Here is a 21710-nt window from a genome sequence, read left to right on the forward strand (position 1 = left end):
GATATAATAAGAATGCATATTGAAAAACTACATAGGAAACCGTTAAACTGTGAAAACGAACCCTAAAAAATCCTGAAAGGAGGGAACGCTATCCGCTATCTGTATCGTCCATACCATCCGTGGAGACACGGATACCGAAGGGAAAAGATAAGAAAAGCCGCCGTAAAGACTGCAAGGATCCTTTTGCTGCTGGAGCTTCTCTGGTTCGCATACTCGTATGCGAGATCCGGGATGACGGAGAAGACCTTCCTGGTGCCGGAGCTGGAGGCGGGACACTCCGGGGAATCTGTCTCTGAGACGGAAGGGGAAATTTATGGTATCGGGATCGAAAAAGGAGCCGGAAATTTGTTCTGGTTTCACAAAGAAGTACGCAGGACGCCCGGAAACTGAACTTTTTCTTGATTTTCCATATGGTATGTATTATAATTTCTACTGAAACACTGCTGTTTTATCGTAAAAACTTATAAATCAGAGGATGAAAAGCATTTATGGAGAAATCACTTACTTTAGACTGGGGAACAGATGAGCTGCACGAGGAGTGCGGCGTTTTCGGAATGTACGATCTGGACGGAAATGATGTTGCGTCTACCATTTACTACGGATTGTTCGCTTTACAGCACCGCGGACAGGAGAGCTGCGGAATCGCGGTGAGCGATACATACGGACCGAAAGGTGTTGTCAATGCCTGTAAGGGGATGGGACTCTGCAACGAAGTCTTCACGTCAGAGAAACTGGAAAAATTAAAGGGAAATATCGGTGTCGGTCATGTCCGGTATTCCACGGCCGGGAGCAGTACGATCGAGAATACCCAGCCGCTCGTTTTAAACTATGTGAAGGGAACTTTAGCGCTGGCGCACAACGGAAACCTTGTCAATGCGCCGGAGCTCCGCAGAGAGCTCGCTTACGACGGAGCGATTTTCCAGACCACGATCGACTCCGAGGTCATCGCCTACCACATCGCGAGAGAGCGCTGCAAGGTGGGAACCGCTGAGGAAGCCGTGGCAAACGCGATGAAGAAGATCAAGGGTGCCTACTCCCTTGTGATCTCCAGCCCGAGAAAGCTGATCGGCGCCCGCGATCCGCAGGGATTCAAACCGCTCTGTATCGGAAAGCGCGATAATGCCTATATCCTGACCTCCGAGACATGTGCGCTTGACACGATCGGTGCTACCTTTGTTCGCGACGTGCTTCCGGGCGAGATCGTGACGATCAATAAGGATGGCATCAAGTCCAACCTCGCGATGCATGACCCGAAAAAAGAGGCGAGATGTATTTTTGAATATATTTACTTTGCGAGACCTGACAGCGTCTTTGACGGCGTCGGCGTCTACCACTCCAGGATCTATGCGGGCCGCTGCCTTGCAAAGGATTCCCCGGTGGACGCAGATATTGTTGTCGGCGTTCCGGAGTCCGGAAATGCTGCCGCCCTCGGATATTCCATGGAATCCGGAATCCCGTATGCGATGGCGTTCGTAAAGAACTCCTATGTCGGAAGAACTTTCATCAAACCGGGACAGAGCAGCCGTGAGTCTGCGGTCCGGATCAAACTGAACGTCTTAAAAGAGGCCGTGGAAGGAAAGCGCGTCGTTATGATCGACGACTCTATCGTCCGCGGAACGACCAGCAACCTGATCGTGGATATGCTGCGTGAGGCAGGAGCGAAGGAAGTCCATATGCGGATCTCCGCGCCGCCGTTCCTTTACCCGTGCTACTTCGGAACCGATATTCCGTCCAGCGAACAGCTCATCGCCCACAACCGTACCGTGGATGAGATCTGCAAGGTGATCGGAGCAGATTCTTTAGCCTACTTAAAGATGGAGCGCTTAAGTGAAATGGCAAACGGACTTCCGATCTGTACGGCATGCTTTTCCGGAGAGTATCCGGTGGATCCGCCGGAAGAAGACATCCGCGGAAGTTACGAAAAATAATCAGGGAAATTCAACGTTCCACAAAGCTCCGCAGTTGGCGGAGAATTCGTGAAAATATATTGAATTAGAAAAACATTGAATTAGAAAAGAGGATTTTGTCATGAACGACAGATACCAGAGCCCGCTCTCTGAGCGATACGCAAGCAGGGAAATGCAGTACATTTTCTCTCCGGAGAAGAAATTCCGCACATGGAGAAAATTATGGATCGCATTAGCTGAGACAGAAAAAGAACTCGGTCTTCCGATCACAGATGAGCAGATCGAAGAGTTAAAAGCCCATGCGGAGGATATCAACTTCGAGGAAGCAAAAGCGAGAGAGAAGCTTGTCCGCCATGATGTCATGTCCCATGTATACGCTTACGGACTCCAGTGCCCGAAGGCAAAGGGGATCATCCATCTGGGTGCAACTTCCTGCTACGTCGGCGACAATACAGACATCATTCTTATGACAGAGGCGTTAAAGCTCGTCAGAAAGAAACTCATCAACGTGATGAAAGAACTTTCCGACTTTGCGGATAAATATAAAGAACTTCCGACACTGGCCTTCACACACTTCCAGCCGGCGCAGCCGACAACGGTCGGAAAGCGTGCGACCTTATGGCTGCAGGAACTCTGCCTTGACCTTGAGGACCTTGACCATGTGATCGGTTCCATGAAATTACTTGGCTCCAAGGGAACGACAGGAACCCAGGCAAGCTTCCTGGAACTCTTTGACGGGGATCATGAGAAGTGCCGCGAGGCGGACAGACGGATCGCTGCGAAGATGGGATTCTCCCAGTGCTTCCCGGTATCCGGACAGACGTATTCCAGAAAGATTGACAGCCGTGTGCTCTCTGTTCTTGCCGGGATCGCGCAGAGCGCCCACAAATTCTCCAATGATATCCGCCTTCTCCAGCACTTAAAAGAAGTGGAAGAGCCGTTTGAGAAGAACCAGATCGGATCTTCCGCGATGGCATATAAGAGAAACCCGATGAGAAGTGAGCGTATCGCTTCCTTAGCGAACTATGTGATGTCCGATATGATGAACCCGATGCTCGTCGCTTCCACCCAGTGGTTTGAGCGTACTCTTGATGACTCTGCGAACAAGCGTCTTTCCATTCCGGAAGGATTCTTAGCGATCGACGGCATCCTGGACCTCTACTTAAACGTTGTCGACGGTCTTGTGGTATATCCGAAGGTGATCGAGAAACACTTAATGGCAGAGCTTCCGTTTATGGCGACCGAGAATATCATGATGGATGCGGTAAAAGCCGGCGGAGACAGACAGGAACTCCATGAGCGCATCCGTGAGCTCTCCATGGAGGCAGGAAAGAACGTCAAAGTGGAAGGAAAGGACAACAATCTCTTAGAGCTTATCGCTGCAGATCCGTCCTTCAATTTAAGCCTCGACGAGTTAAAGAAGACTATGGATCCGAAGAAGTATGTCGGCCGCGCACCGAGACAGGTTGATGAGTTCCTTGATGAGGTTGTCCGCCCGATCTTAAAGGAAAATGCGGATCTTCTCGGAGTAAAAGCGGAGATCAATGTATAATGGAACATGCGAGCAGCATCAGTACAGAATATTATAAAGTATTTTATTATGTAGGGCGCCTCGGCAGCATTACCGCTGCAGCAGAGGCGCTCTGCATTTCCCAGCCTGCGGCGAGCCAGGCGGTCAAACAGCTGGAGAAGGCGTTGAACACGAAACTTTTCCTGCGGACCCAGAAAGGTGTAAAACTGACCACGGAGGGAAAACTCCTGTATCCTTATGTGGAGCGCGGGATGGAAAACATCCTGGACGGCGAGGAGATGTTAAAGCGCCTCGTGGATATGGACATGGGAGAGGTGCGGATCGGCGCGAGCGATATGACACTGCAGTTCTACCTGCTTCCGTACCTGGAGACCTTCCACGAGCGATATCCGAATATCAAGGTCATGGTCTCCAATGCGCCGACGCCGGAGACGATCGAGTCTCTGTACGAGGGAAAGATCGATTTCGGCGTTGTGAGCACGCCGTTTGACGCGAGACCGGAGGTGGAAGCCTTTGAGGTGAAGAAGATCCGGAATACCTTTGTCGCCGGAAACAAGTTCTGGACGCTGAAGGGAAAGCGGATGGAGTACGGGGAACTGGAGCATCTGCCCTGTATTTTCCTTGAAAAGGATACGAGTACGAGAAAGTTCATGGACCGTTTCCTGGAAAAGCGCGGGATCGTCCTGGAACCGGAGTTTGAGCTCGCCACCAGTGATATGATCGTCCAGTTCGCGATCCGGAACATGGGGATCGGCTGCGTGATGGAGGAATTCGCGAAGGAGAAGATCGAGAGCGGAGAACTCTTTGAGCTTGCCTTCCGGGAGATGATGCCGGAGCGCGAGATCTGCGTCGTGACGGACCGGAAGGTACCGATCTCACCGGCGGGAGAGCGGTTTTTAGAAGTGCTGAGGGAACGTCGGGGGTGACGGATCCGGCCGTGTATAGTAATGCATAAACTGCTATTATGGACTTCATAATAAATATTGACTTTACTTATGGAGACTTTTGTTGTAAACTATGAAAGTGTCATGAATATGACAGCTACAACTGCGTAAGACGCCGGGATGCGCAAAGTGCATTCCGTTTGAACGTCCAAAGGAGGATATTAGAACATGGTTAGAGCAATCGTAGGCGCCAACTGGGGCGACGAGGGAAAAGGCAAGATCACAGATATGCTGGCAAAGGAATCCGACATTATCGTTCGTTTCCAGGGTGGCAGCAACGCTGGTCACACAATTATCAACAATTACGGAAAATTTGCCCTTCACCTGCTTCCGTCCGGTGTTTTCTACAATCATACGACAAGCATCATCGGAAACGGTGTGGCATTAAACATCCCGTTCCTTGTAAATGAGTTAAACGACCTGACAAGCCAGGGAGTTCCGATGCCGAAGATCCTCGTATCCGACAGAGCACAGATCTTAATGCCGTACCACATTTTATTTGATACTTATGAGGAAGCGCGTCTGGCAGGTAAGTCTTTCGGCTCCACAAAGTCCGGAATTGCTCCGTTCTATTCTGATAAATACGCAAAGATCGGTTTCCAGGTCAACGAGTTATTCGGTGATGAGAAGGAACTGATGGATAAGATCAAAAACGTCTGCACACTGAAAAATGTGATGTTAGAGCATTTATATCATCAGCCGGCCCTTGATCCGAAGGAAATCTTCAATACACTTATGGAGTACAAGGAGATGGTCGCTCCGTATGTATGCGACACATCCAAATACCTTCGCGATGCGATCAAGGCAGGAAAGAATGTCCTTTTAGAGGGCCAGCTCGGTTCCTTAAAGGATCCGGATCACGGTATCTACCCGATGGTTACATCTTCCTCCACATTGGCTGCATACGGCGCGATCGGCGCAGGCATTCCGCCGTACGAGATCAAGAACATCACAACAGTCGTTAAGGCTTACTCCAGCGCAGTCGGCGCAGGCGCATTCGTCAGCGAGATCTTCGGAGACGAGGCAGACGAGTTAAGAAGACGCGGCGGCGACGGCGGTGAGTTCGGTGCGACAACAGGACGTCCTAGAAGAATGGGATGGTTCGATGCTGTTGCTACAAGATACGGCGTTCAGATCCAGGGTTCCACAGAGGTTGCCCTCACGGTTCTTGATGTTTTAGGATATCTTGACGAGCTTCACATCTGTGTAGGCTACGAGATCGACGGAAAGGTAACAAAAGACTTCCCGACAACTCCGGAGCTTGAGAAGGCAAAACCGGTATACAAGACTCTTCCGGGCTGGAAGTGCGAGATCCGCGGAATCAAGAACTACGAGGATCTTCCGGAGAACTGCAAGAAGTATATCGAGACGATCGAGGAAGAGATCGGAGTGCCGATCACCATGGTTTCCAACGGACCGGGAAGAGACGAGATCATCATGAGAAAGTAATCCTGATCGATGACCGGAAACTGCAGCGGAACATCGCTGCCGGGAACGGATATCGGATGCAGGGATCAGAGATACAAACAAGTGGAAAAAGCGGCAAATCTATGTCAGAAATGACAAAATTTGCCGCTTTTTTCTTAATTTTTCATAAATCCTGCCATCCTCCAGTTCTTAGCGCTTGCGTTCCCAAAAAAATCCCTGTATAATGGCATTAGTTGATAAAAACCCATGAAGAAGTGGATTGAAAATGAAATTAAAGAAAGTTATGCTTATGGCAGCGCTCGCTGCAGCGATCGGCAGTGTAAATATGGTGACTGCATTTGCAGATGAGACTGCTTCCGGAGAAACAAAGTACGGCTGGGAGAGTGACGCAAAAAACAACTGGCGTTATTATGACAAGGACGGAAACCTCGCAAGCGGATGGATCAAATCCGAAGAGGGAGACGGACGCGGAAATGAAGTATGGTACTATATCGATCCGGCAACCCACATTATGGTCTCCAACACCACAAGAAACATTGACGGCGTTGATTATACATTTGGTGACGATGGAAGCTGGGTAGCGCCGAGAACAACTGCTCCGAAGGGACATATCACAGGAGGAAGATATTACAATACCTGGTCGAACCTCTGCATCCCGCAGATCATCGGAACAACGGAGACAAAAGAAGATGTCGGTGACGACTATATCGGCAGCGAATATAATGCGATCGGAAACCCGTACCGCACACAGGATCTCTGCATGAGCACAGATAACGGTGATGTTGAGATCTATTATCTCGATATGAAGAATAAACCGGATATGGATGCACAGACATTTGTAAATACACTTGTCGGTATTGAGAAAGCACAGAAAGGCCAGGCAACGCAGGCTGCTGCTGTGACGATCGCAAATCAGCAGTATTACAAAGCGTCAGTAACCGGAAAGAAGACAACAAACACTTACTACTGCCGGAAATAGGATGGATATATGGTTGTGATCTATACCAACGGAAGGATCAAAAATGCAAGTGCTCTTGACAGCATTGTCATGAATATTACAACTGCACAGTAACAGGATCAAACGTGTCATTTGCACGATGCCCCCGGGTCTGATGGCTCCGGGGGTCTTTTTATAGACTCTTTTATGGATTCAGGGGGATGGGAATGGTCTTACAATCGATAAAAAGTATTTTTGCACTGTTGATATTGATCGGAATGGGCTTCTATTTCGCCGGAAAGAAATGGTTCGGAAAAAACGGAATGGATTTTCTTTCTAAATTTACGGTGGAGGCGACGCTCCCGTTCTATATGTTTTATAATATCTATCGAGACCTGGAAAGCCGGGAACGCCTTCTGTTCCTGATCACAAAGGTGCCGTATGTGTTTGCGCTGATCTTAATGTGCGTCTGTTTAGCGGCAGTGACGGCAAAGGTGTGCCGCATCAGGGAGGACAGGCGGGATACTTTTATCGTGGCAGCGGGTTTCCCGAATGTCGTTTTTATCGGATTTCCTGTGATCCAGGCGCTCTGGGGAGAGGGGATTACTTCCGTCGGCGCGATCTATTATATCGCGAGCACAGTCCTCTTCTGGACGCTGGGGATCAGTCTGCTGCAGCGGGGAGAAAAAAACGGCAAGAGTGCGAGATGGGCGCAGAATATCAAAAATCTGTTTTGCCCGACGGTCGTAGGAATGTTTCTTGGAATGGCAGCAGTCTTTTTCAGGATCGAAGTCCCTGATTTTATCCTGAAACCGCTGTCCATGATCAGCGGGGTCACATCCCCGTTGGCACTTGTGTTTATCGGAAGCGTGATCCGGAACATGGAAACATCATCGATCAGGATCGGAAAAGATATCGTTGTGGCGGTCCTTATGCGGTTTATCATGGTGCCGGCGACCGCCGTTGTGTTCCTCAGACTCCTGCCGGTGACACAGGAGATGAGAGAGGTATTCTTCATGCTGACCGTGATGCCGGCGATGGCACAGATGGGGATCATGGCGCGGGAGTATGACAGGGACTATGAGTTTGCCTGTACCGTCATCACTGTGACAACCGTGATCAGCATGGTGACGATCCCGGTGTTCATGTACCTGATGCAGAAGTTTGTAATCTTCGGATAGAGGTTCGGAACAGGATCCGCAGTCACTGCATAAAATATCCGGAATGAATCTGTCTGCGTTGGAATCTGCGTCAGATCGTGATGATGTGGGATCCGGCGTGTAAGTTTCGCCGGCGTGAGACAGGCAGGGGACAGAGGAGATGCGGCACGGCGGATATGGAAGATCAGAAGGCTGAAAATCTCTTAAATCTGGCACTTTCCGTTCCGGAGGAGACGAGAGAGCGGACAAAGGAGCTGAATATTGGATATGACAGGGCGGACCGGACCTGGGAGATCATCGTGAAATACCACGGGGATCTTGCGTCTGTGCTGAGAGAAAAATTCCCAACTGTTTCGGGGACATATCTTTTAAATGATTTTGCGATCCTCCGGATCCCGGAGCGGGATGTCCCGGGAGTGATTGCACTTCGGGAAATTGAATATGCGGAGAAACCAAAGAGGCTGTTCTTTGCCCTGAACCGGGCGAGAGCGGCCTCCTGCTTTCTTCCGTCACAGAGCGGAAATGAGGGACTCACAGGAAGAGGCGTTCTGGTGGCGGTGATCGACTCCGGGATCGATCTGTTTCACGAGGATTTCCGGAATGAAGATGGAACTACGAGAATTTTGTATCTGGACGATCAGGTCACCGGGAAGACATATGAAAAGGCGGAAATCGATGAGCTGCTCCGCGGGGAGAAAACACCAGGAAATTTCGGAAGTCCATCGTTTGACACGAGTGGTCACGGGACAGCGGTGGCGGGGATCGCGGCCGGAAACGGGAGAGCAAGCGGCGGGCTGTACCGCGGGGCCGCATATGAGAGCGAGCTGATTGTTGTCCGTCTTGGAATCCCGGATCCGGCAGGATTTCCGAGGACGGCAGAGCTGATAAGCGGGATGGATCTTGCTGTGCGAAAGGCATTGGAGCTGGGGAGACCGATGGCGGTGAACTTAAGCTTCGGAAATACATACGGGTCGCATGACGGCGGCGGACTTCTGGAGAGGTATCTCGATTCCCTGGCGCAGATGGGACGCTTCGTATTTGTGACCGGAGCGGGGAACGAGGGGGATTCCGGAGGACACGCAAGACCGGTGATCGTGCCCGGAAGGATCGCGGAAGTCCGCCTTTCGGTGGGCAATTATGAAACGGGATTCGGAGTACAGATCTGGAAAAATTATGAGGACGGGATGCGGATCTTTCTGAGAGATCCGTCCGGTGACGCGGAGTTCGAACTGCTTCCGATACGTGGGACGGACCGGATCCGGATCGGGGAGACGGAGCTTCTGATCTATTACGGGGAGCCGTCCCCGTTTAATGCCGCCCAGGAGATCTACATCGAGTTCGTTCCGGAGCAGGCGTATGTGGAGAGCGGAATCTGGATTTTCCGGTTTCTCGGAAAGGGGCGGGAAGATACATATGTGGATCTCTGGCTTCCGTCATCCGCCGCACTCGGGCAGAATACGGCTTTTCTCGAACCGTCTCCGGAGACGACGCTCACGATCCCGTCCACGGCGTTCCGTCCGCTCACTGTCGGCGCCTACGACAGCCGGACCGGGATCTATGCCCCGTTTTCCGGCCGCGGGGACACCAGAATCTACCATGCCCAGAAGCCGGATCTCGCAGCGCCGGGCGTCGGGATCATGGCTCCGAAGAGCGGAGGCGGATATGAGGCGGTCACAGGAACGTCCTTTGCGGCGCCCCTCGTCGCCGGAGCCGCGGCGCTTCTCATGGAGTGGGGGATCGTGAGAGGGAATGACCCGTACCTTTATGGGGAGAAAGTGAAAGCGTACCTGAGGAAAGGGGCGAAACGGCTGCCGTCCGAGCTGGAGTATCCGAATCCGAGATTGGGGTATGGGGCGCTGTGTGTTTCTGAAAGTATACCGGAATGAAATGTGGAAGGAACATGAACTTTGCAAATTTCTGAAATATGACAAATTTTTCTTGAAAATACCAAATATCAGAGATATTATAGAAACATATACAAAAACGAGTCCGGAATATCGAAAATCAATGCGCAAATTTTGCAACGTGGAACGATAATCTGAATTCGACTGCGGCGTGTGAAAATGCCGGGGCGTTCGATCCGGTCATTCACACAAATAAGAGATCATGAGGAGGAAAAAGCTATGGAAGCATTGTTTCAGGCCGTAAATGCCATATGCGGGAAGATCCAGATCGTCTCAAACCTGTTCTGGGATTTTCCGACAAACTTTGACTGGTATGCGAAGATCCCGATCCTCGGGAATTTCAGTCTGGCGATCATTCTTTTAGTCGGAACGGGAATTTATTTTACATTCCGTCTGCGTTTTATCCAGGTGCGGAAATTCCGCTACGGACTCCATGTCCTGATGAGGCAGAAGAGCAGCGGAACGGGAATCTCATCCCTCGCATCATTCCTCTTGTCGACGGCGATGCGTGTCGGTCCCGGAAACATCCTGGGTGTCACCGGCGCGATCTCCACGGGCGGTCCGGGCGCTCTGTTCTGGATGTGGATCTCTGCGTTCTTCGGAATGTCGACGGCTTTCGTGGAGGCGACGCTCTCCCAGATCTTTAAAGAGCGAAAAGATGATGAGTATGTGGGCGGCCTGCCATTCTACGGAAGAAGACTTTTGAAGAATGCAGCGTGGGCAGGAGCGGCGCTCAGTGTCCTCTATATTATCTACGCGTTCCTCTGCTTCCCGGCACAGGGCTTCAACACGATCTCTGCGGTCGGCGCAATCGCGGGCGTGTTTACCGGGACCGTGATTGAGACGAATTCGTCCCTTTACTGGATCTCCTTCGCAGTTCTCATTGTTGCGACGGCGATCATCAGCTTTGGCGGGATCAAAAAAGTCACAAAGGTCACAGACCTGTTAGTTCCGGTCATGGCAGTAATCTATATCCTGACGGTTGTCCTCCTCATCGTCTTTAACATCCCGAGGATCCCGTGGTTCTTCGGAGCAGTCTTCTCCGAGGCATTCCGTCCGGAAGCAGTCTTTGGCGGAGCGTTCGGCATCGCATTAAGCCAGGGCATCAAGCGCGGCTTGATGTCAAATGAGGCAGGACAGGGAACCATCACGATGCCGGCAGCGGCAGCAGATGCGAACCATCCGTGTGATCAGGGCTGTGTCCAGGCACTCGGCGTATTCCTCGACACGATCGTGATCTGCACCCTGACAGGTTTTGTCGTTGTCATGGGAAGAATGTGGCTCACGGAGGACAGTGCGGCATGGTTTGAACTCGGGAAACTTGACCGTTTCCTGACATCATGCGGCGCACTCACCGGAACCGGAACCATCTACCATCTTGTGACGATGCTCGTCAGCGTCTGCTTCGGATTGTTTGCGTTCACCTGCTTGGTAGGCTTTATGTCCTTCACGGAGATGTGCGCGAACCGGATCTCGACACGGCCTGCATTTATCAATACGATCCGTGTGCTCTGCCTTGTTGTCATTTCCTTCGGCGTCATCACAAATATTGCCGGCATGGATCTGAGTGCCCTCTGGGATCTCAGTGATTTTGCGAATATCCTCATGGTTTACTGCAACCTTCCGTTACAGTATATCGGATTCAAATATGTGCTTCGGGCGTGGGAACACTTTGAAAAGAATGACGGAACCGCGTTTACCTCGAAAGTTGCGGGGATCGATGTTCCAGTGTGGGATGAACACGCAGAGAAGAGAAAATAGAATATATAAAATATAGAAAGAATGCCGTCTGTTCACCTGGTAAAAAACGGTGACAGGCGGCATTTTGTCATGTCTCGTCTTCCTTTGCCTCCCAGAAATCCCTCTGGACAAACCGGCACACATTTTCCACATAATCAGCGATCGTGTAGTCATCGGCCAGCTCCAGGTAGGATTTTAGCGTTGTAAGGTAAAAACTTGACATAAACGAAACATAGAGCGGCATCGCGATCTTCAGGCGGTACCCTTTGCTTTCCCCGTGCCATCCGCTCTCAGCCAGGATTTCAGCGAGATCATGCTGGATCAGGAACATCAGGGACCCGTTTTTATTTACCTGGTAGATCTTCTGGTACTGGGCAAGGTTTTCCTGCGCCTGTGAGAGCAGGAACGTCAAAAAAATCCGCAGGGAGTTCATGTCCCTGAAATATAAAAGGTCCTCCACCGGACGAAGTCCTTCAATATACATTTTGATGCAGTAGTGGAGCAGATCGTACTTATCCTCAAAATACCGGTAGAAGGTAGAGCGGGAGACCATGGATACCCGGCAGATATCCGTCAGGGAAATCTTTTCAAACGGCATTTCCGCCAGCAGATCCAGAAGCGCTTTCATCAAAAGCAGGTAGGTTCTGCGGACAGAGACATGCTCTTCCTGTATAGGCAGCTTTAACATAAAGCACAAAACTCCTTTATCCATTCCAAATTGGACAAAAACACTCAAATTGTCTCATTTGGCACAATTTTTGAAAACTGGTTCTTGAGTATTTTAACATAAACATAGATAATATTGCAAGTAAAAGGAATGAAATAAAAAAGATCCTGCTGCAGGGTATGCGAGAAAGAAAGGCAGATGGAGCAGGAGAGGAAAAGCGGAGGCGATCGGATGATCAGAAAGAAAGATGTACGAAGAATGGCAGCAATCCTCTGCGTGATGACCGGAATGTCCGGGATCCCTGCCTATGCGGCAGTTCCGGAGACGCTCGGAGCGAAGCCGGGTTGGAATCAGATTTCCGGAAATTGGTACTACCTTATGGGAAACGGTGCCTGGAGCACAGATTTTATCGAGGATGAAAATACATGCTACACGTTCACAAAGGACGGGATCTTCTCCTATGCGAGGAAAAATCCGAACACGCGGGGCGGAGCGTACCCTGTTGATATGCTGGATCAGAAGGAACAGGAACTCTTTGATGAGATGAATGATGAGAAGAGCGACCTGTTTTTTGATGCTTATCCGGATGCCGAGGACGACTATGACAACGGGGATGTAGAGTTTTACGATGGGCAGGCGAGCTTTGTCCTGGACCAGACGTTAAATGAAATCGCAGAGAAACGGCTCTCTCTCGCAATGGAGAAGGGATATTCGAAGAGCAGAAATATGATCCCGGGCGAGGGAACGGTGAGCGATTACATAAAGAACGTACTTCCGGAGAGAAAGAGTGCGACATTTTTTGAGATGTACCTCTGGGGACCGGAGGAGACGTACGATCCGTATGATTCTGTCATGATCCGGATGCAGGAAAAGGCGGACCGGAAGAACGATAAAAAATATTCTCTGGAATACTACCGCAGAATGGGAATCGCCCATGAAAACAGAGACGGAAAAGACTACTATATGGTAGTTCTGGAGCGGTAAGAAAAAAGAAATGACCGGGCAGTCCCGCGCCAGATCCGCGGTGCAGGACCGGCTGCATTTCAGAATTGAAGGAGAGAAGACATGGGAGAGAAGTTAAAGAACGCGCTCCGCGGGCATAAGGAGAAGAAAAAGAGCCAGAGCGGCGGCTTTTCCTATATGCTTGCGTCGTTCATCATCCATAAACGCGCGTGGATCGAGACAGTCTTTGTGATTGGCTGTCTCTTATCACTTTTGACGATGAATTTCGTCAATGTAAACTATGACCTGACAAAATACCTTCCGGATACAGCGGAATCGGCGATCGGACTTGACGTCATGCGTGACAAGTTCGGTTATCCGGGAACTGCGCGGGTCATGGTGAAGGATGTCTCACTATATGAGGCGAAGCAATATAAAGATGAGATCGCAGAGATCGACGGCGTGGACCAGGTGCTGTGGTGCGACAGTTCCGTCAACATCTACGCCGGGGAAGATTTCATCAATGAGAGCGACATCAAGGATTACTATAAGGACAGAAACGCAGTCTTCGATATCACGTTTGTCGAGGAGAGCGATTCCAGCCGGACTTCCAACGCGATCAATGAGATGAAAAATCTTCTCGGCGACAAAGGCTGTTATGTCGGAATGGCGGTCCAGAACAAATCCATGACTGAGTCCATGGAGAGCGAGATGAGCAAGATCCTCGTGGTGGCCGTTGTCATGATCTTTGCAGTGCTTTCCGTGACGACGACGGCATGGACGGAACCGATATTATTCCTGTTGGTTATGGGTGTCGCGGTCCTCTTAAACAAAGGAACGAACATTTTTATCGGAACGGTCTCGTTCCTGACGGAAAACGTCTCGATCATATTGCAGCTGGCGACGTCCATGGACTACTCGATCTTCCTGCTCGATGCGTTCATGAATTACCGCAAACAGGGAATGAATGAGGAGGACGCGATCATCAACGCCGTTCAGGAGGCGATCAACTCGATCTTCGCCAGCAGCCTGACGACAGTCGTCGGCTTCCTCGCCCTTGTAACGATGAAGTTCTCGATCGGCTTTGACTTAGGTCTCGTCCTTGCGAAAGGTATCGTGTTCAGCCTTCTGACCGTCGTATTCTTCATGCCTGCAATGATCCTGAAGTTTGCGAAGCTCAATGAGAAGACGAAACACCGTTCCTTCATGCCGGATTTCCACGGCCTTGGAAAGGTGATCTACCGGATCCGCCCGATCGTGTTCGCGGTGATCGTCCTTGTGACGCCGCTTGCCTACACAGCGCAGGGATTAAACGACTTCCTCTACGGAAATGATTCCATGGGTGCATCGGAAGGAACCCAGGTCTATGAGGATGACCAGGAGATCACGAAGATCTTCGGACGAAGCAACATGCTGCTCGCCCTGTATCCGAACACTTCGGAGGTCAATGAGCGGGCGATGGCGAAGGAGATCAAGGATCTCTCCTATGTAAAGAGCGTGACGGCCCTGGCAGACACGCTGCCGGAGGGGATTCCGGAAGAGTTCCTTCCGAAGTCCACGGTGGAACTCTTACATAAAGGCGGTTACTGCCGGATGCTGATCTACACAAGAACAAAGACGGAGAGTACGGAGGCGTTCAAGGATTCCGATGCGATCCAGGAGATCGTAAAGAAATATTATCCGGATGGCAGCTATCTCGTCGGTGAGACGCCGTCGACCCAGGATATCAAGTCCTTCATCGTCAAGGACTATGAGAATGTAAATGTGCTGTCCCTTGCGGGCGTATTCCTCGTCGTTATGATGAGCTTCAAGTCGGCAGTCATGCCGATCCTCGTCATCATCCCGATCGAGGTGGCGATCTTCATCAACATGGCGATGCCGTATTTCCAGGGCGTTGAGATGGTGTACATGGGCTACATCATCGTCAGCAGTATCCAGCTGGGTGCGACGGTCGATTACTCGATCCTCTTAGCAAACAACTATCTGGCGAAGAGAAAGACGCTCTCGAAGAAAAAAGCCTGCGTGGAAGCGATCGCGGCGTCCTGTTCCTCGATCTTTACATCCGGTTCCATCATCACGCTGGCCGGATATATTGTATACATGATCTCGTCCACAACGGCGATCGCCGACCTTGGCCACCTGATCGGACGAGGCGGACTGTTCAGCCTTGTATTGGTACTGACAGTGCTTCCGCTGCTCCTGACCTTGTTTGACAACTTTATCGTCGGGGAGAAGCCGGCAGCGGCGCTTGCGAAACGTCTTCACCGCCGGGTGAAGAACCGGAGAGAAAAACGGAACGCGAAAAAAGGTGAGACGGAAGAAGATACAGAGGAAGGCGCGGATCCCTACGAGGACGATGAAAACGAAGCGGCGGCAGGCAGGGAGCCGGAGATGACAGATAGAGAAGGAATGGAGGAGAACGGTGATGAGACAGAAAAATAGAAAGATCATGGCAGCGGGAATGGCAGCTGTCACGCTCTGCACTAGCCTTGTTTCCACGCCGGTCTATGCGGCGGAGGCGTCTGTGAGCGTCGATGAATCGATGTACGTGAACCTGGATTACTATGGTTCTGTAGATAAGGTGAATGTTGTGAAAGGAGTGAGCTTAAACGGACTCACGAGCTTCACGGACTATGGAAATTATCTCGATGTCACAAATATGACCAACAATACGGCCCCGGAGATCGGAGACGGAAAAGTTACCTGGAATCTCCCGGCCGACACAAAGGGATATTTTTACTATAAAGGAGCGATCGACAAGGACACGGTGACACTTCCGTGGACGATGGATGTCTCCTACAAATTAAACGGAGTCCCGACGGATGCAGAGAAGCTCGCCGGAGCTTCCGGACTCGTGGAGGTCCATGTGACCGCGAAACCGAACGATGCGGCGAGAGATTATGATAAGAACAATATGCTGCTCGTTGTCGCGATGCTCGTCGATATGAGCAAATGCTACAGTGTCGAGGCGGAAGGCGCGCAGACGCAGAGTCTCGGTTCCCAGACCGCGATCATGTATACGGCGCTTCCGGGCGAGGACGGCGACTATACAATCCGGATCGGCTCTGACAAATTCGAGACATCCGGCGTCATCATGGCGATGGTCCCGGGAACCGTGAAAGACCTTGAGCATATCGTGGACTTAAAGGATGCGAAGGACACCTGGAAAGGTGCCGGAGACCAGTTGTATGACAGCATGGACCAGCTGGCAGCTTCTTTGGAGAGCATGAGAAGCGGCGTCAACGAGCTGAAACAGGGATTAAACGAGGCGGAGAATGCGAGAGGCATCATCAGCGGTTCCAAAGATGAGATCCTGGACAGCAATGACCAGGCACTTGCATCCTTAAATGCCCTTTCCGAGCAGCTCGGAACGATCATCCCGTATATCCAGACGGCGAAGGATGCCTCCGAGGTTGCCCACAGCAGTCTGACGGATGTTGTCAATACGCTCGGAAATATGCAGGAACCGCTCCGGAAGCTTGATACGAGTCTTCGCGGTTTAAAGAGCAGCTCCGGAAGTGCGTCTGTGAGCGTTGATGACGTGGTATCAGCAGTCCAGCAGATCAAAAAGCTGGACACACAGCTCCAGAAGAGTATCGTGGACTTTATCAAAAATCTTGCATCATCCCAGGCATCCATGGAGGATGCGATTGCGGATTACTACGATGTTGAGGCAGGGGATGCGGATGAACAGGCACTTGCCGAGGCGGCTGCGGGAGCAGATACTTCCGCCGGTCACGCCGGTCTGCTGAATGCCCAGGAGCTGATCGGGATCTTAAAACAGAAGGAGAAAGCGCTCCGCCAGGTTGCTTCCTCCAGCAATGCGCTGGTTTCCGACACATCGAATATGCTGGATGATGTGTCGAATGTCGCGAGATATCTTGCGCAGACGACGGATCAGATGGATTATCTGATCGAGGATACGAAGGCTCTGAAGGATTCCCTGGACGTCTATTATCCGGATCTTCAGTCTGCGCTGGATGATTCCAAAGAGCTTGTGAACCGTACAACGGATGCGCTGAATAACAGCACGAACTCTCTGACACTTGTACAGAATACGGTCCGTGCGAGCTCTGACAGCCTTGATGCGGCGGCGAAGGATTCCATCAAGGGAAGTCTGAATGTCCTGAACAAGAGCCTGAATGTTCTCGACAGCACCAGCTCCATGAGAAAAGCCGGACGCACCATGAAGGATACGATGGACAATGAGTGGAGTGATCTTGAGGATGACACCAACTTCTTAAATATGGATCCGAGTGCGGAGAAGGTTTCCTTTACTTCCGATGAGAATGCGGAGCCGAATACCCTGCAGATCATCATGCGCACGGAGGAGATCAGCGTGGATGATGATGCAGAGCTTCTCGATGCAGAGACAGAGAAGGCAGCAGTCAATCCGCTTCAGAGAATGTGGAACATGCTTGTCCAGATGTGGAAGGCGATCGTTGAGATTTTTAAGAACAGGTAAATAAAGGATATGTGACAGATCTGTGCAGGAGGACGTGCGGCAAATTTATTTTGCCCTGTGCCGGAGCAGGGGAGACCCCGTACTCCGGAACCGTTTTTCTGCACATATTGACATATGGGAGAAAAATTTCCGGGAAGGAGAAGAAAAAGGATATGAAGAGATTCGGAAAGAAAGCCATCGTTTTTTTTCTTGCGGCGGTCTTTGCTGCTGCGGCAGTAGTTCCGGCTTTTGCTGCGGATAAGACGGCGGTTGGGAAGATCTATCTGACGATCGACGGTACGGTGGGCTTAAAGGATGACTCTGAGGACGTCACAGTGACGCCGTACGGCGATAATACGGACCGTTACTATGTGGATTCCATCTATATCGAAAACAACGACGGAAACGGCTATACGGAGTCCAATCCTCCGAAGGTCACGGTGACGTTATCGGTCGCGGATGAGGATTCTTGTTATTTTTCCGGGACGGCGTCGAAGGATTTCCGGCTCACGCTTTCGGATTCTGCGAAATCGGGTTATGGGAAGGCGGAGTATGTGAAGGCGGTGAAGAGGGATGACAGGAGCACGCTGGAGCTGACATTTCGTCTGACGCTCGATAAGAAGACGACCTCTTCAACGACGAGCACCATCAAGTCACCGGCAGGTGCTGCCTGGTCCCCGAATGCGTACGGGACGGGAACATGGCAGGCGGTCAGCGGGGCGAAGTATTACCAGCTCCGGCTTTTGAAGGATGGAAGTCTCACAGGGGATGAGTTTACGATCTATGGGACGGCTTATGATTTTTCGAGACTGATGGGAACGACGGGCTCCTACAGTTTTGAGGTCCGTGCGGTGAAGGCTTCGAACAATACGAAGAGTGCCTGGGTGCGTTCCGGGGAGATCGGATCGTATGCCTCCGGTTCCTGGAAGCAGAGTGCGGACGGAAGATGGTGGTGGGACTACGGTGACGGGACGTGGCCGGCGGCGAAGTGGCTGTATATCAACGGAAAGTGGTATTATTTCCAGGAGGACGGATATATGGCGACCGGCTGGATCACCCTGTATAATAAGTCCTATTATCTGGATCCGTCAAGCGGAGCGATGTACAGGAGCGAAAGGACGCCGGACGGGCTTTACGTGAATGAAAGCGGCGTGTATGTGCCGGGAATGTAATGTGAAACAGTTTTTTATGGATTTAACATGATCGACGCATAGAAAATACCGTCTTTCCACGTAAAGCGCGCATCCCCATGATACCGCTCTGCGATCATGCGGATGGATTCTGTTCCGATCCCGTATCCTGAGTGCTTGGTGGAGAGAAGCTTATCCCCGGACCAGTTCGGGCTTCCGGAGCTTGTATTGTCGGCGGTGATGGAAAGCATGGAGGAGCCGGTCTGGACCACATGGAGCCGGATGAAAGGCTGGATTTCCGCATCGATGCCTGCACACGCATCCACCGCATTCTCCAGCAGATTTCCGATCAGAACACAAAATTCCGTTTCCGGGATCACCGGCGGGTCATCCATCTGGATAGAGACCTGCATGGTGATCCCGTTTTTTTCTGCCTGTTCCGCGTAGAAGGAGAGGATCGCGTTGATGGCATAATTTTTACAGTAGGAGCGGATATCCTGAGGCTTGAACATCTTCTCATAGTCGTTCAGATAATCCTTCAGGGAAGCAAGATCCCCACGGTCGGCACAATCCCTGATGACGGTCAGATGCTGCCGGAAATCGTGCCTTGCCCGGCGGTTATCCTGAATTCTGGCGGTGAGAAGATTGTACTGGTCCGACTGGATCTTTAGAAGCTTTTCCATCGTTTCGGATTTTGCGGCGGCTTCTGCCTGATCCTTAAAGAACTGGAGCAGCAGGATCTGTGTGTGGCTGGTGAGGAACATGCAGACCAGAAGAAGGATCCTCGCGATAAGATGCGCCTGATTGAAGCTTCCGTCCCGGATATTGCCGGTCAGGAGAACAATGATCATGGTTGTGGAAAACGGCAGGAGCCAGGCGGTTCTCCAGATCGCAGGAGCCTGAATCGCAGAAAGACTGTCCATGATCTCGATCAGCCGCTTCACCATAAAACAGGCAGTGAGGAGTACGAGGATCAGTGTGATAATGCCGGACTGCCAGGTGTAGAATCCGCAGTTAAAAAACTTTTTGCAGATAAAAAAGGAGCAGGCGCGGATCACCATCAGGTAGTCCAGAACAAAGGTGTACTGGAATGTGATGATGCCGATATTCGTCTGAACCAGATAGTAGAGGAAGGCTCCAAAAATGGGGATCGCCAGATACTGTACATATACGGCGGGAAACCCCAGATAGACCAGTATCGCGAAGATCGCCAGATAAACCGTCTCCGCCACAACGGAGATCAGGATCGCTCTTTTTCCGGAGCAGCGAAGGTACGCATGAAGGGGCAGGTACGCGAACATATGGAACGGGTAGGTGCTGCAAAATTCATTAAAAAGAAGTTCTGTCATAGTGACCTCCCCGGACTATGGAATAGGAATATTCGAGAAACTGTTCCCGGACTTCCTTATATTTTAAACGGCTGATCGGGATCTGGACTCCGCTCTTTAGAAGAAAACGATCTTCCAGGAGCTTTTCCACATCTTCAAAGTTTACGAGGATCCCCTTGATGCAGTCAGAAAACCATGGGTACTGGAGCAGGAGTGCGGAGAAGTCTTTCTGACTCATGGAGACTGCCAGTTCCTGCCCATCTTTAAAATGCACAAGGACCTGTCGTCTTACATATTCGGTGTAAGAGATTTCATGGACCAGAAGCTGTGTCCTTCCGCAGGCAGTTGCAACCTCCACGGATCTGGACTGTTCCGCAGCCTGAAGTCCGCACCGGTCGAGGGCAGAAAAAACACCGTCCTTCCCGATCGGCTTCAGGAGATAAAAGGACGCGTTCACATTGTAGCTTTCCACGGCAAACTCCGGAGAGGTGGTGATAAAGATGATCCTGCAGTCATGATCCGTCTGCCGGATCCGTTTTGCAGTCTCCATTCCGGTGATCCCGTCCATGTAGATGTCGAGAAAAATAAGGTGATATTTTCCGGCTGTAAAAGTGTCTAAGAAGGCCTCCCCACTGGAAAAAAGATCCATGGTCCGGCACTGGAGCCGATGCTGTTCCATATATGTATTGATCAATCCGACAAGCCGGTCGGAATCTGTTTTTAAATCATCAATGATCGCAATGTTCATATTCTGCCGCACCTCCGATGTAATAAGCTAAAGTTATTTTACCATGTTTTTGGGGAAAAGTGTGGAAGAATGTAAAAAATCATGGTAAGCCTTTTATGGTTAAATAAATATCAATCTTTTACATCTTGTGTCGAAAAATGACATCTTGTGCAGGAAATCTTGACGATAAAACGAGAAGGGGAGAAAATTTAAGAAAAGCCGGATCAATCTGTGCAATGGTAAGAAAATATCGATAAAGGGAGGACAGGCATATGAGAAAACGTCAGGAGATAAGGCGGATCGCAGCGTCGATTATGGCAGCGGTAATGATGGTGACCGCAGTGCCGTTTGGCGGAGCAGCATATGGAAATGAAGTACCCAGGGGGGGGGTATAGTAAACACTGAAGATACAGAGACGCTTACGGCGTCGGATTCGAACAGTGAACATAAGAAGAATTCTGATTCCAATGCGGATGCGAAGACAGAGATGGAAGCAGCAAAAAAGAGGAACAGATTGCGCTCTTTTGATGCGGAAACTACTATTACAGGATCTGGAGAAGAAAATGATCCCTATGTAATTTATAGTTCTGGGGACTGGGTCAAGGTGATGACACAGGGAACGAAATATAATAAATACGGTAATCTACAGGGATATTTTGCATTAGGAGAAAATATTGATTTAAGTGAAGCTGGTGAGTGGAGTGCATCAAACTTAAGCAAAACGTTTGATGGACGTGGATATGAAATCAGTGGACTAAAACAGCCGTTATTCTATGTTGTGACCGGAACGGTAAAAAATCTTAAAGTGCAGGTCGAAATAGACAATGGGGAAAAAGAGACCGGTGCAATTGCAAGATATACGCAGGATAACGCAAGGATAACGAATTGCGCAGTAAGTGGAAATGTTGAAATAAGTGCCTG

Annotated in this window: 17 protein-coding genes and 1 pseudogene; 15 read left to right on the forward strand and 3 right to left on the reverse strand. The window is 50.6% G+C overall.

The genetic code is table 11. The annotated features are described in order from the left end of the window. The first annotated feature begins 231 nt into the window (after positions 1-231). The 9 genes from ACXMYH_RS07400 to ACXMYH_RS07440 all read left to right on the forward strand — a co-directional run bounded on the left by ACXMYH_RS07400 (position 232) and on the right by ACXMYH_RS07440 (position 11572). Positions 232-390: a hypothetical protein gene (locus ACXMYH_RS07400; protein ID WP_329752319.1), complete on the forward strand. Its 159-nt coding sequence runs from the start codon at positions 232-234 to the stop codon at positions 388-390. A 98-nt stretch (positions 391-488) separates the two neighbouring features. Continuing rightward, positions 489-1928: an amidophosphoribosyltransferase gene (gene purF, locus ACXMYH_RS07405; RefSeq protein WP_118531651.1), complete on the forward strand. Its 1440-nt coding sequence runs from the start codon at positions 489-491 to the stop codon at positions 1926-1928. A gap of 100 nt (positions 1929-2028) precedes the next feature. Beyond that, a complete protein-coding gene (purB, locus tag ACXMYH_RS07410; protein WP_118296731.1) occupies positions 2029-3459 on the forward strand; it encodes an adenylosuccinate lyase in 1431 nt (476 codons plus the stop codon). Further along, entirely contained in the window at positions 3459-4364 is a 906-nt protein-coding gene (locus ACXMYH_RS07415) for a LysR family transcriptional regulator (RefSeq protein WP_118296729.1), read from the forward strand. The genes purB and ACXMYH_RS07415 overlap by 1 nt, the downstream gene beginning before the upstream one ends. 186 nt (positions 4365-4550) lie before the next feature. Beyond that, positions 4551-5831: an adenylosuccinate synthase gene (locus ACXMYH_RS07420; protein WP_486555793.1), complete on the forward strand. Its 1281-nt coding sequence runs from the start codon at positions 4551-4553 to the stop codon at positions 5829-5831. Between the two features lie 244 nt (positions 5832-6075). Next, complete coding sequence (locus ACXMYH_RS07425; protein ID WP_486555794.1) at positions 6076-6789, forward strand: hypothetical protein; 714 nt, start codon at positions 6076-6078, stop codon at positions 6787-6789. Positions 6790-6974: 185 nt separating this feature from the next. Further along, on the forward strand, positions 6975-7928 hold the full coding sequence (locus ACXMYH_RS07430; protein ID WP_486555795.1) for an AEC family transporter: 954 nt from the start codon (positions 6975-6977) through the stop codon (positions 7926-7928). A 155-nt stretch (positions 7929-8083) separates the two neighbouring features. Beyond that, positions 8084-9793 (forward strand): S8 family peptidase, encoded by a 1710-nt coding sequence (locus ACXMYH_RS07435; protein ID WP_486555796.1) that lies wholly within the window; start codon positions 8084-8086, stop codon positions 9791-9793. A gap of 237 nt (positions 9794-10030) precedes the next feature. Continuing rightward, positions 10031-11572 carry an alanine/glycine:cation symporter family protein gene (locus tag ACXMYH_RS07440; protein WP_486555797.1) on the forward strand — a complete coding sequence of 514 codons (1542 nt, stop codon included), beginning with the start codon at positions 10031-10033 and terminating at the stop codon, positions 11570-11572. A gap of 67 nt (positions 11573-11639) precedes the next feature. Here the strand turns inward: ACXMYH_RS07440 and ACXMYH_RS07445 are convergent, their stop codons facing one another. Continuing rightward, positions 11640-12239 (reverse strand): TetR/AcrR family transcriptional regulator, encoded by a 600-nt coding sequence (locus ACXMYH_RS07445; protein ID WP_486555798.1) that lies wholly within the window; start codon positions 12237-12239, stop codon positions 11640-11642. 210 nt (positions 12240-12449) lie between these two features. Between ACXMYH_RS07445 and ACXMYH_RS07450 the strand changes: the two genes are divergently transcribed. The 4 genes from ACXMYH_RS07450 (at position 12450) to ACXMYH_RS07465 (ending at position 18776) form a co-directional block, all read left to right on the forward strand. Continuing rightward, the gene (locus ACXMYH_RS07450) at positions 12450-13202 is read left to right on the forward strand and encodes a hypothetical protein (RefSeq protein WP_147352730.1); all 753 of its coding nucleotides are present in this window, start codon (positions 12450-12452) and stop codon (positions 13200-13202) included. Positions 13203-13283: 81 nt separating this feature from the next. Beyond that, positions 13284-15602, forward strand: coding sequence for an efflux RND transporter permease subunit (locus ACXMYH_RS07455; RefSeq protein ID WP_118531630.1), 2319 nt, complete (start codon positions 13284-13286; stop codon positions 15600-15602). Continuing rightward, positions 15586-17625, forward strand: a complete 2040-nt coding sequence (locus tag ACXMYH_RS07460; RefSeq protein ID WP_486555799.1) for a hypothetical protein — start codon at positions 15586-15588, stop codon at positions 17623-17625. The genes ACXMYH_RS07455 and ACXMYH_RS07460 overlap by 17 nt, the downstream gene beginning before the upstream one ends. 152 nt (positions 17626-17777) lie before the next feature. Next, a complete protein-coding gene (locus ACXMYH_RS07465; protein ID WP_215702792.1) occupies positions 17778-18776 on the forward strand; it encodes a hypothetical protein in 999 nt (332 codons plus the stop codon). A 14-nt stretch (positions 18777-18790) separates the two neighbouring features. Here the strand turns inward: ACXMYH_RS07465 and ACXMYH_RS07470 are convergent, their stop codons facing one another. Next, the gene (locus tag ACXMYH_RS07470) at positions 18791-20083 is read right to left on the reverse strand and encodes a GHKL domain-containing protein (RefSeq protein ID WP_486555800.1); all 1293 of its coding nucleotides are present in this window, start codon (positions 20081-20083) and stop codon (positions 18791-18793) included. Beyond that, positions 20064-20810 carry a LytR/AlgR family response regulator transcription factor gene (locus ACXMYH_RS07475; protein WP_486555801.1) on the reverse strand — a complete coding sequence of 249 codons (747 nt, stop codon included), beginning with the start codon at positions 20808-20810 and terminating at the stop codon, positions 20064-20066. The genes ACXMYH_RS07470 and ACXMYH_RS07475 overlap by 20 nt, the downstream gene beginning before the upstream one ends. A 251-nt stretch (positions 20811-21061) precedes the next feature. On the opposite strand from ACXMYH_RS07475, the gene ACXMYH_RS07480 reads away from it, so the two are divergent. After that, positions 21062-21184 carry a hypothetical protein gene (locus ACXMYH_RS07480; RefSeq protein ID WP_486555802.1) on the forward strand — a complete coding sequence of 41 codons (123 nt, stop codon included), beginning with the start codon at positions 21062-21064 and terminating at the stop codon, positions 21182-21184. A 212-nt stretch (positions 21185-21396) separates the two neighbouring features. Continuing rightward, positions 21397-21630: pseudogene (locus ACXMYH_RS07485) on the forward strand (hypothetical protein); the annotation flags it as partial. Positions 21631-21710 lie beyond the last annotated feature (80 nt).

The organism is Pilosibacter sp. NGB245, from assembly GCF_057397225.1.

Bases quoted from the DNA above. Each gene is read 5' to 3' on its own strand.
- ACXMYH_RS07420 (WP_486555793.1), top strand. From the start codon at position 4,551: ATGGTTAGAGCAATCGTAGGCGCCAACTGGGGCGACGAGGGAAAAGGC.
- ACXMYH_RS07435 (WP_486555796.1), top strand. From the start codon at position 8,084: ATGGAAGATCAGAAGGCTGAAAATCTCTTAAATCTGGCACTTTCCGTT.
- ACXMYH_RS07465 (WP_215702792.1), top strand. From the start codon at position 17,778: ATGAAGAGATTCGGAAAGAAAGCCATCGTTTTTTTTCTTGCGGCGGTC.
- ACXMYH_RS07425 (WP_486555794.1), top strand. From the start codon at position 6,076: ATGAAATTAAAGAAAGTTATGCTTATGGCAGCGCTCGCTGCAGCGATC.
- ACXMYH_RS07450 (WP_147352730.1), top strand. From the start codon at position 12,450: ATGATCAGAAAGAAAGATGTACGAAGAATGGCAGCAATCCTCTGCGTG.
- ACXMYH_RS07440 (WP_486555797.1), top strand. From the start codon at position 10,031: ATGGAAGCATTGTTTCAGGCCGTAAATGCCATATGCGGGAAGATCCAG.
- ACXMYH_RS07430 (WP_486555795.1), top strand. From the start codon at position 6,975: ATGGTCTTACAATCGATAAAAAGTATTTTTGCACTGTTGATATTGATC.
- ACXMYH_RS07400 (WP_329752319.1), top strand. From the start codon at position 232: ATGACGGAGAAGACCTTCCTGGTGCCGGAGCTGGAGGCGGGACACTCC.
- ACXMYH_RS07455 (WP_118531630.1), top strand. From the start codon at position 13,284: ATGGGAGAGAAGTTAAAGAACGCGCTCCGCGGGCATAAGGAGAAGAAA.
- ACXMYH_RS07445 (WP_486555798.1), bottom strand. From the start codon at position 12,239: ATGTTAAAGCTGCCTATACAGGAAGAGCATGTCTCTGTCCGCAGAACC.
- ACXMYH_RS07480 (WP_486555802.1), top strand. From the start codon at position 21,062: ATGAGAAAACGTCAGGAGATAAGGCGGATCGCAGCGTCGATTATGGCA.
- purF (WP_118531651.1), top strand. From the start codon at position 489: ATGGAGAAATCACTTACTTTAGACTGGGGAACAGATGAGCTGCACGAG.
- ACXMYH_RS07470 (WP_486555800.1), bottom strand. From the start codon at position 20,083: ATGACAGAACTTCTTTTTAATGAATTTTGCAGCACCTACCCGTTCCAT.
- ACXMYH_RS07475 (WP_486555801.1), bottom strand. From the start codon at position 20,810: ATGAACATTGCGATCATTGATGATTTAAAAACAGATTCCGACCGGCTT.
- ACXMYH_RS07415 (WP_118296729.1), top strand. From the start codon at position 3,459: ATGGAACATGCGAGCAGCATCAGTACAGAATATTATAAAGTATTTTAT.
- purB (WP_118296731.1), top strand. From the start codon at position 2,029: ATGAACGACAGATACCAGAGCCCGCTCTCTGAGCGATACGCAAGCAGG.
- ACXMYH_RS07460 (WP_486555799.1), top strand. From the start codon at position 15,586: ATGAGACAGAAAAATAGAAAGATCATGGCAGCGGGAATGGCAGCTGTC.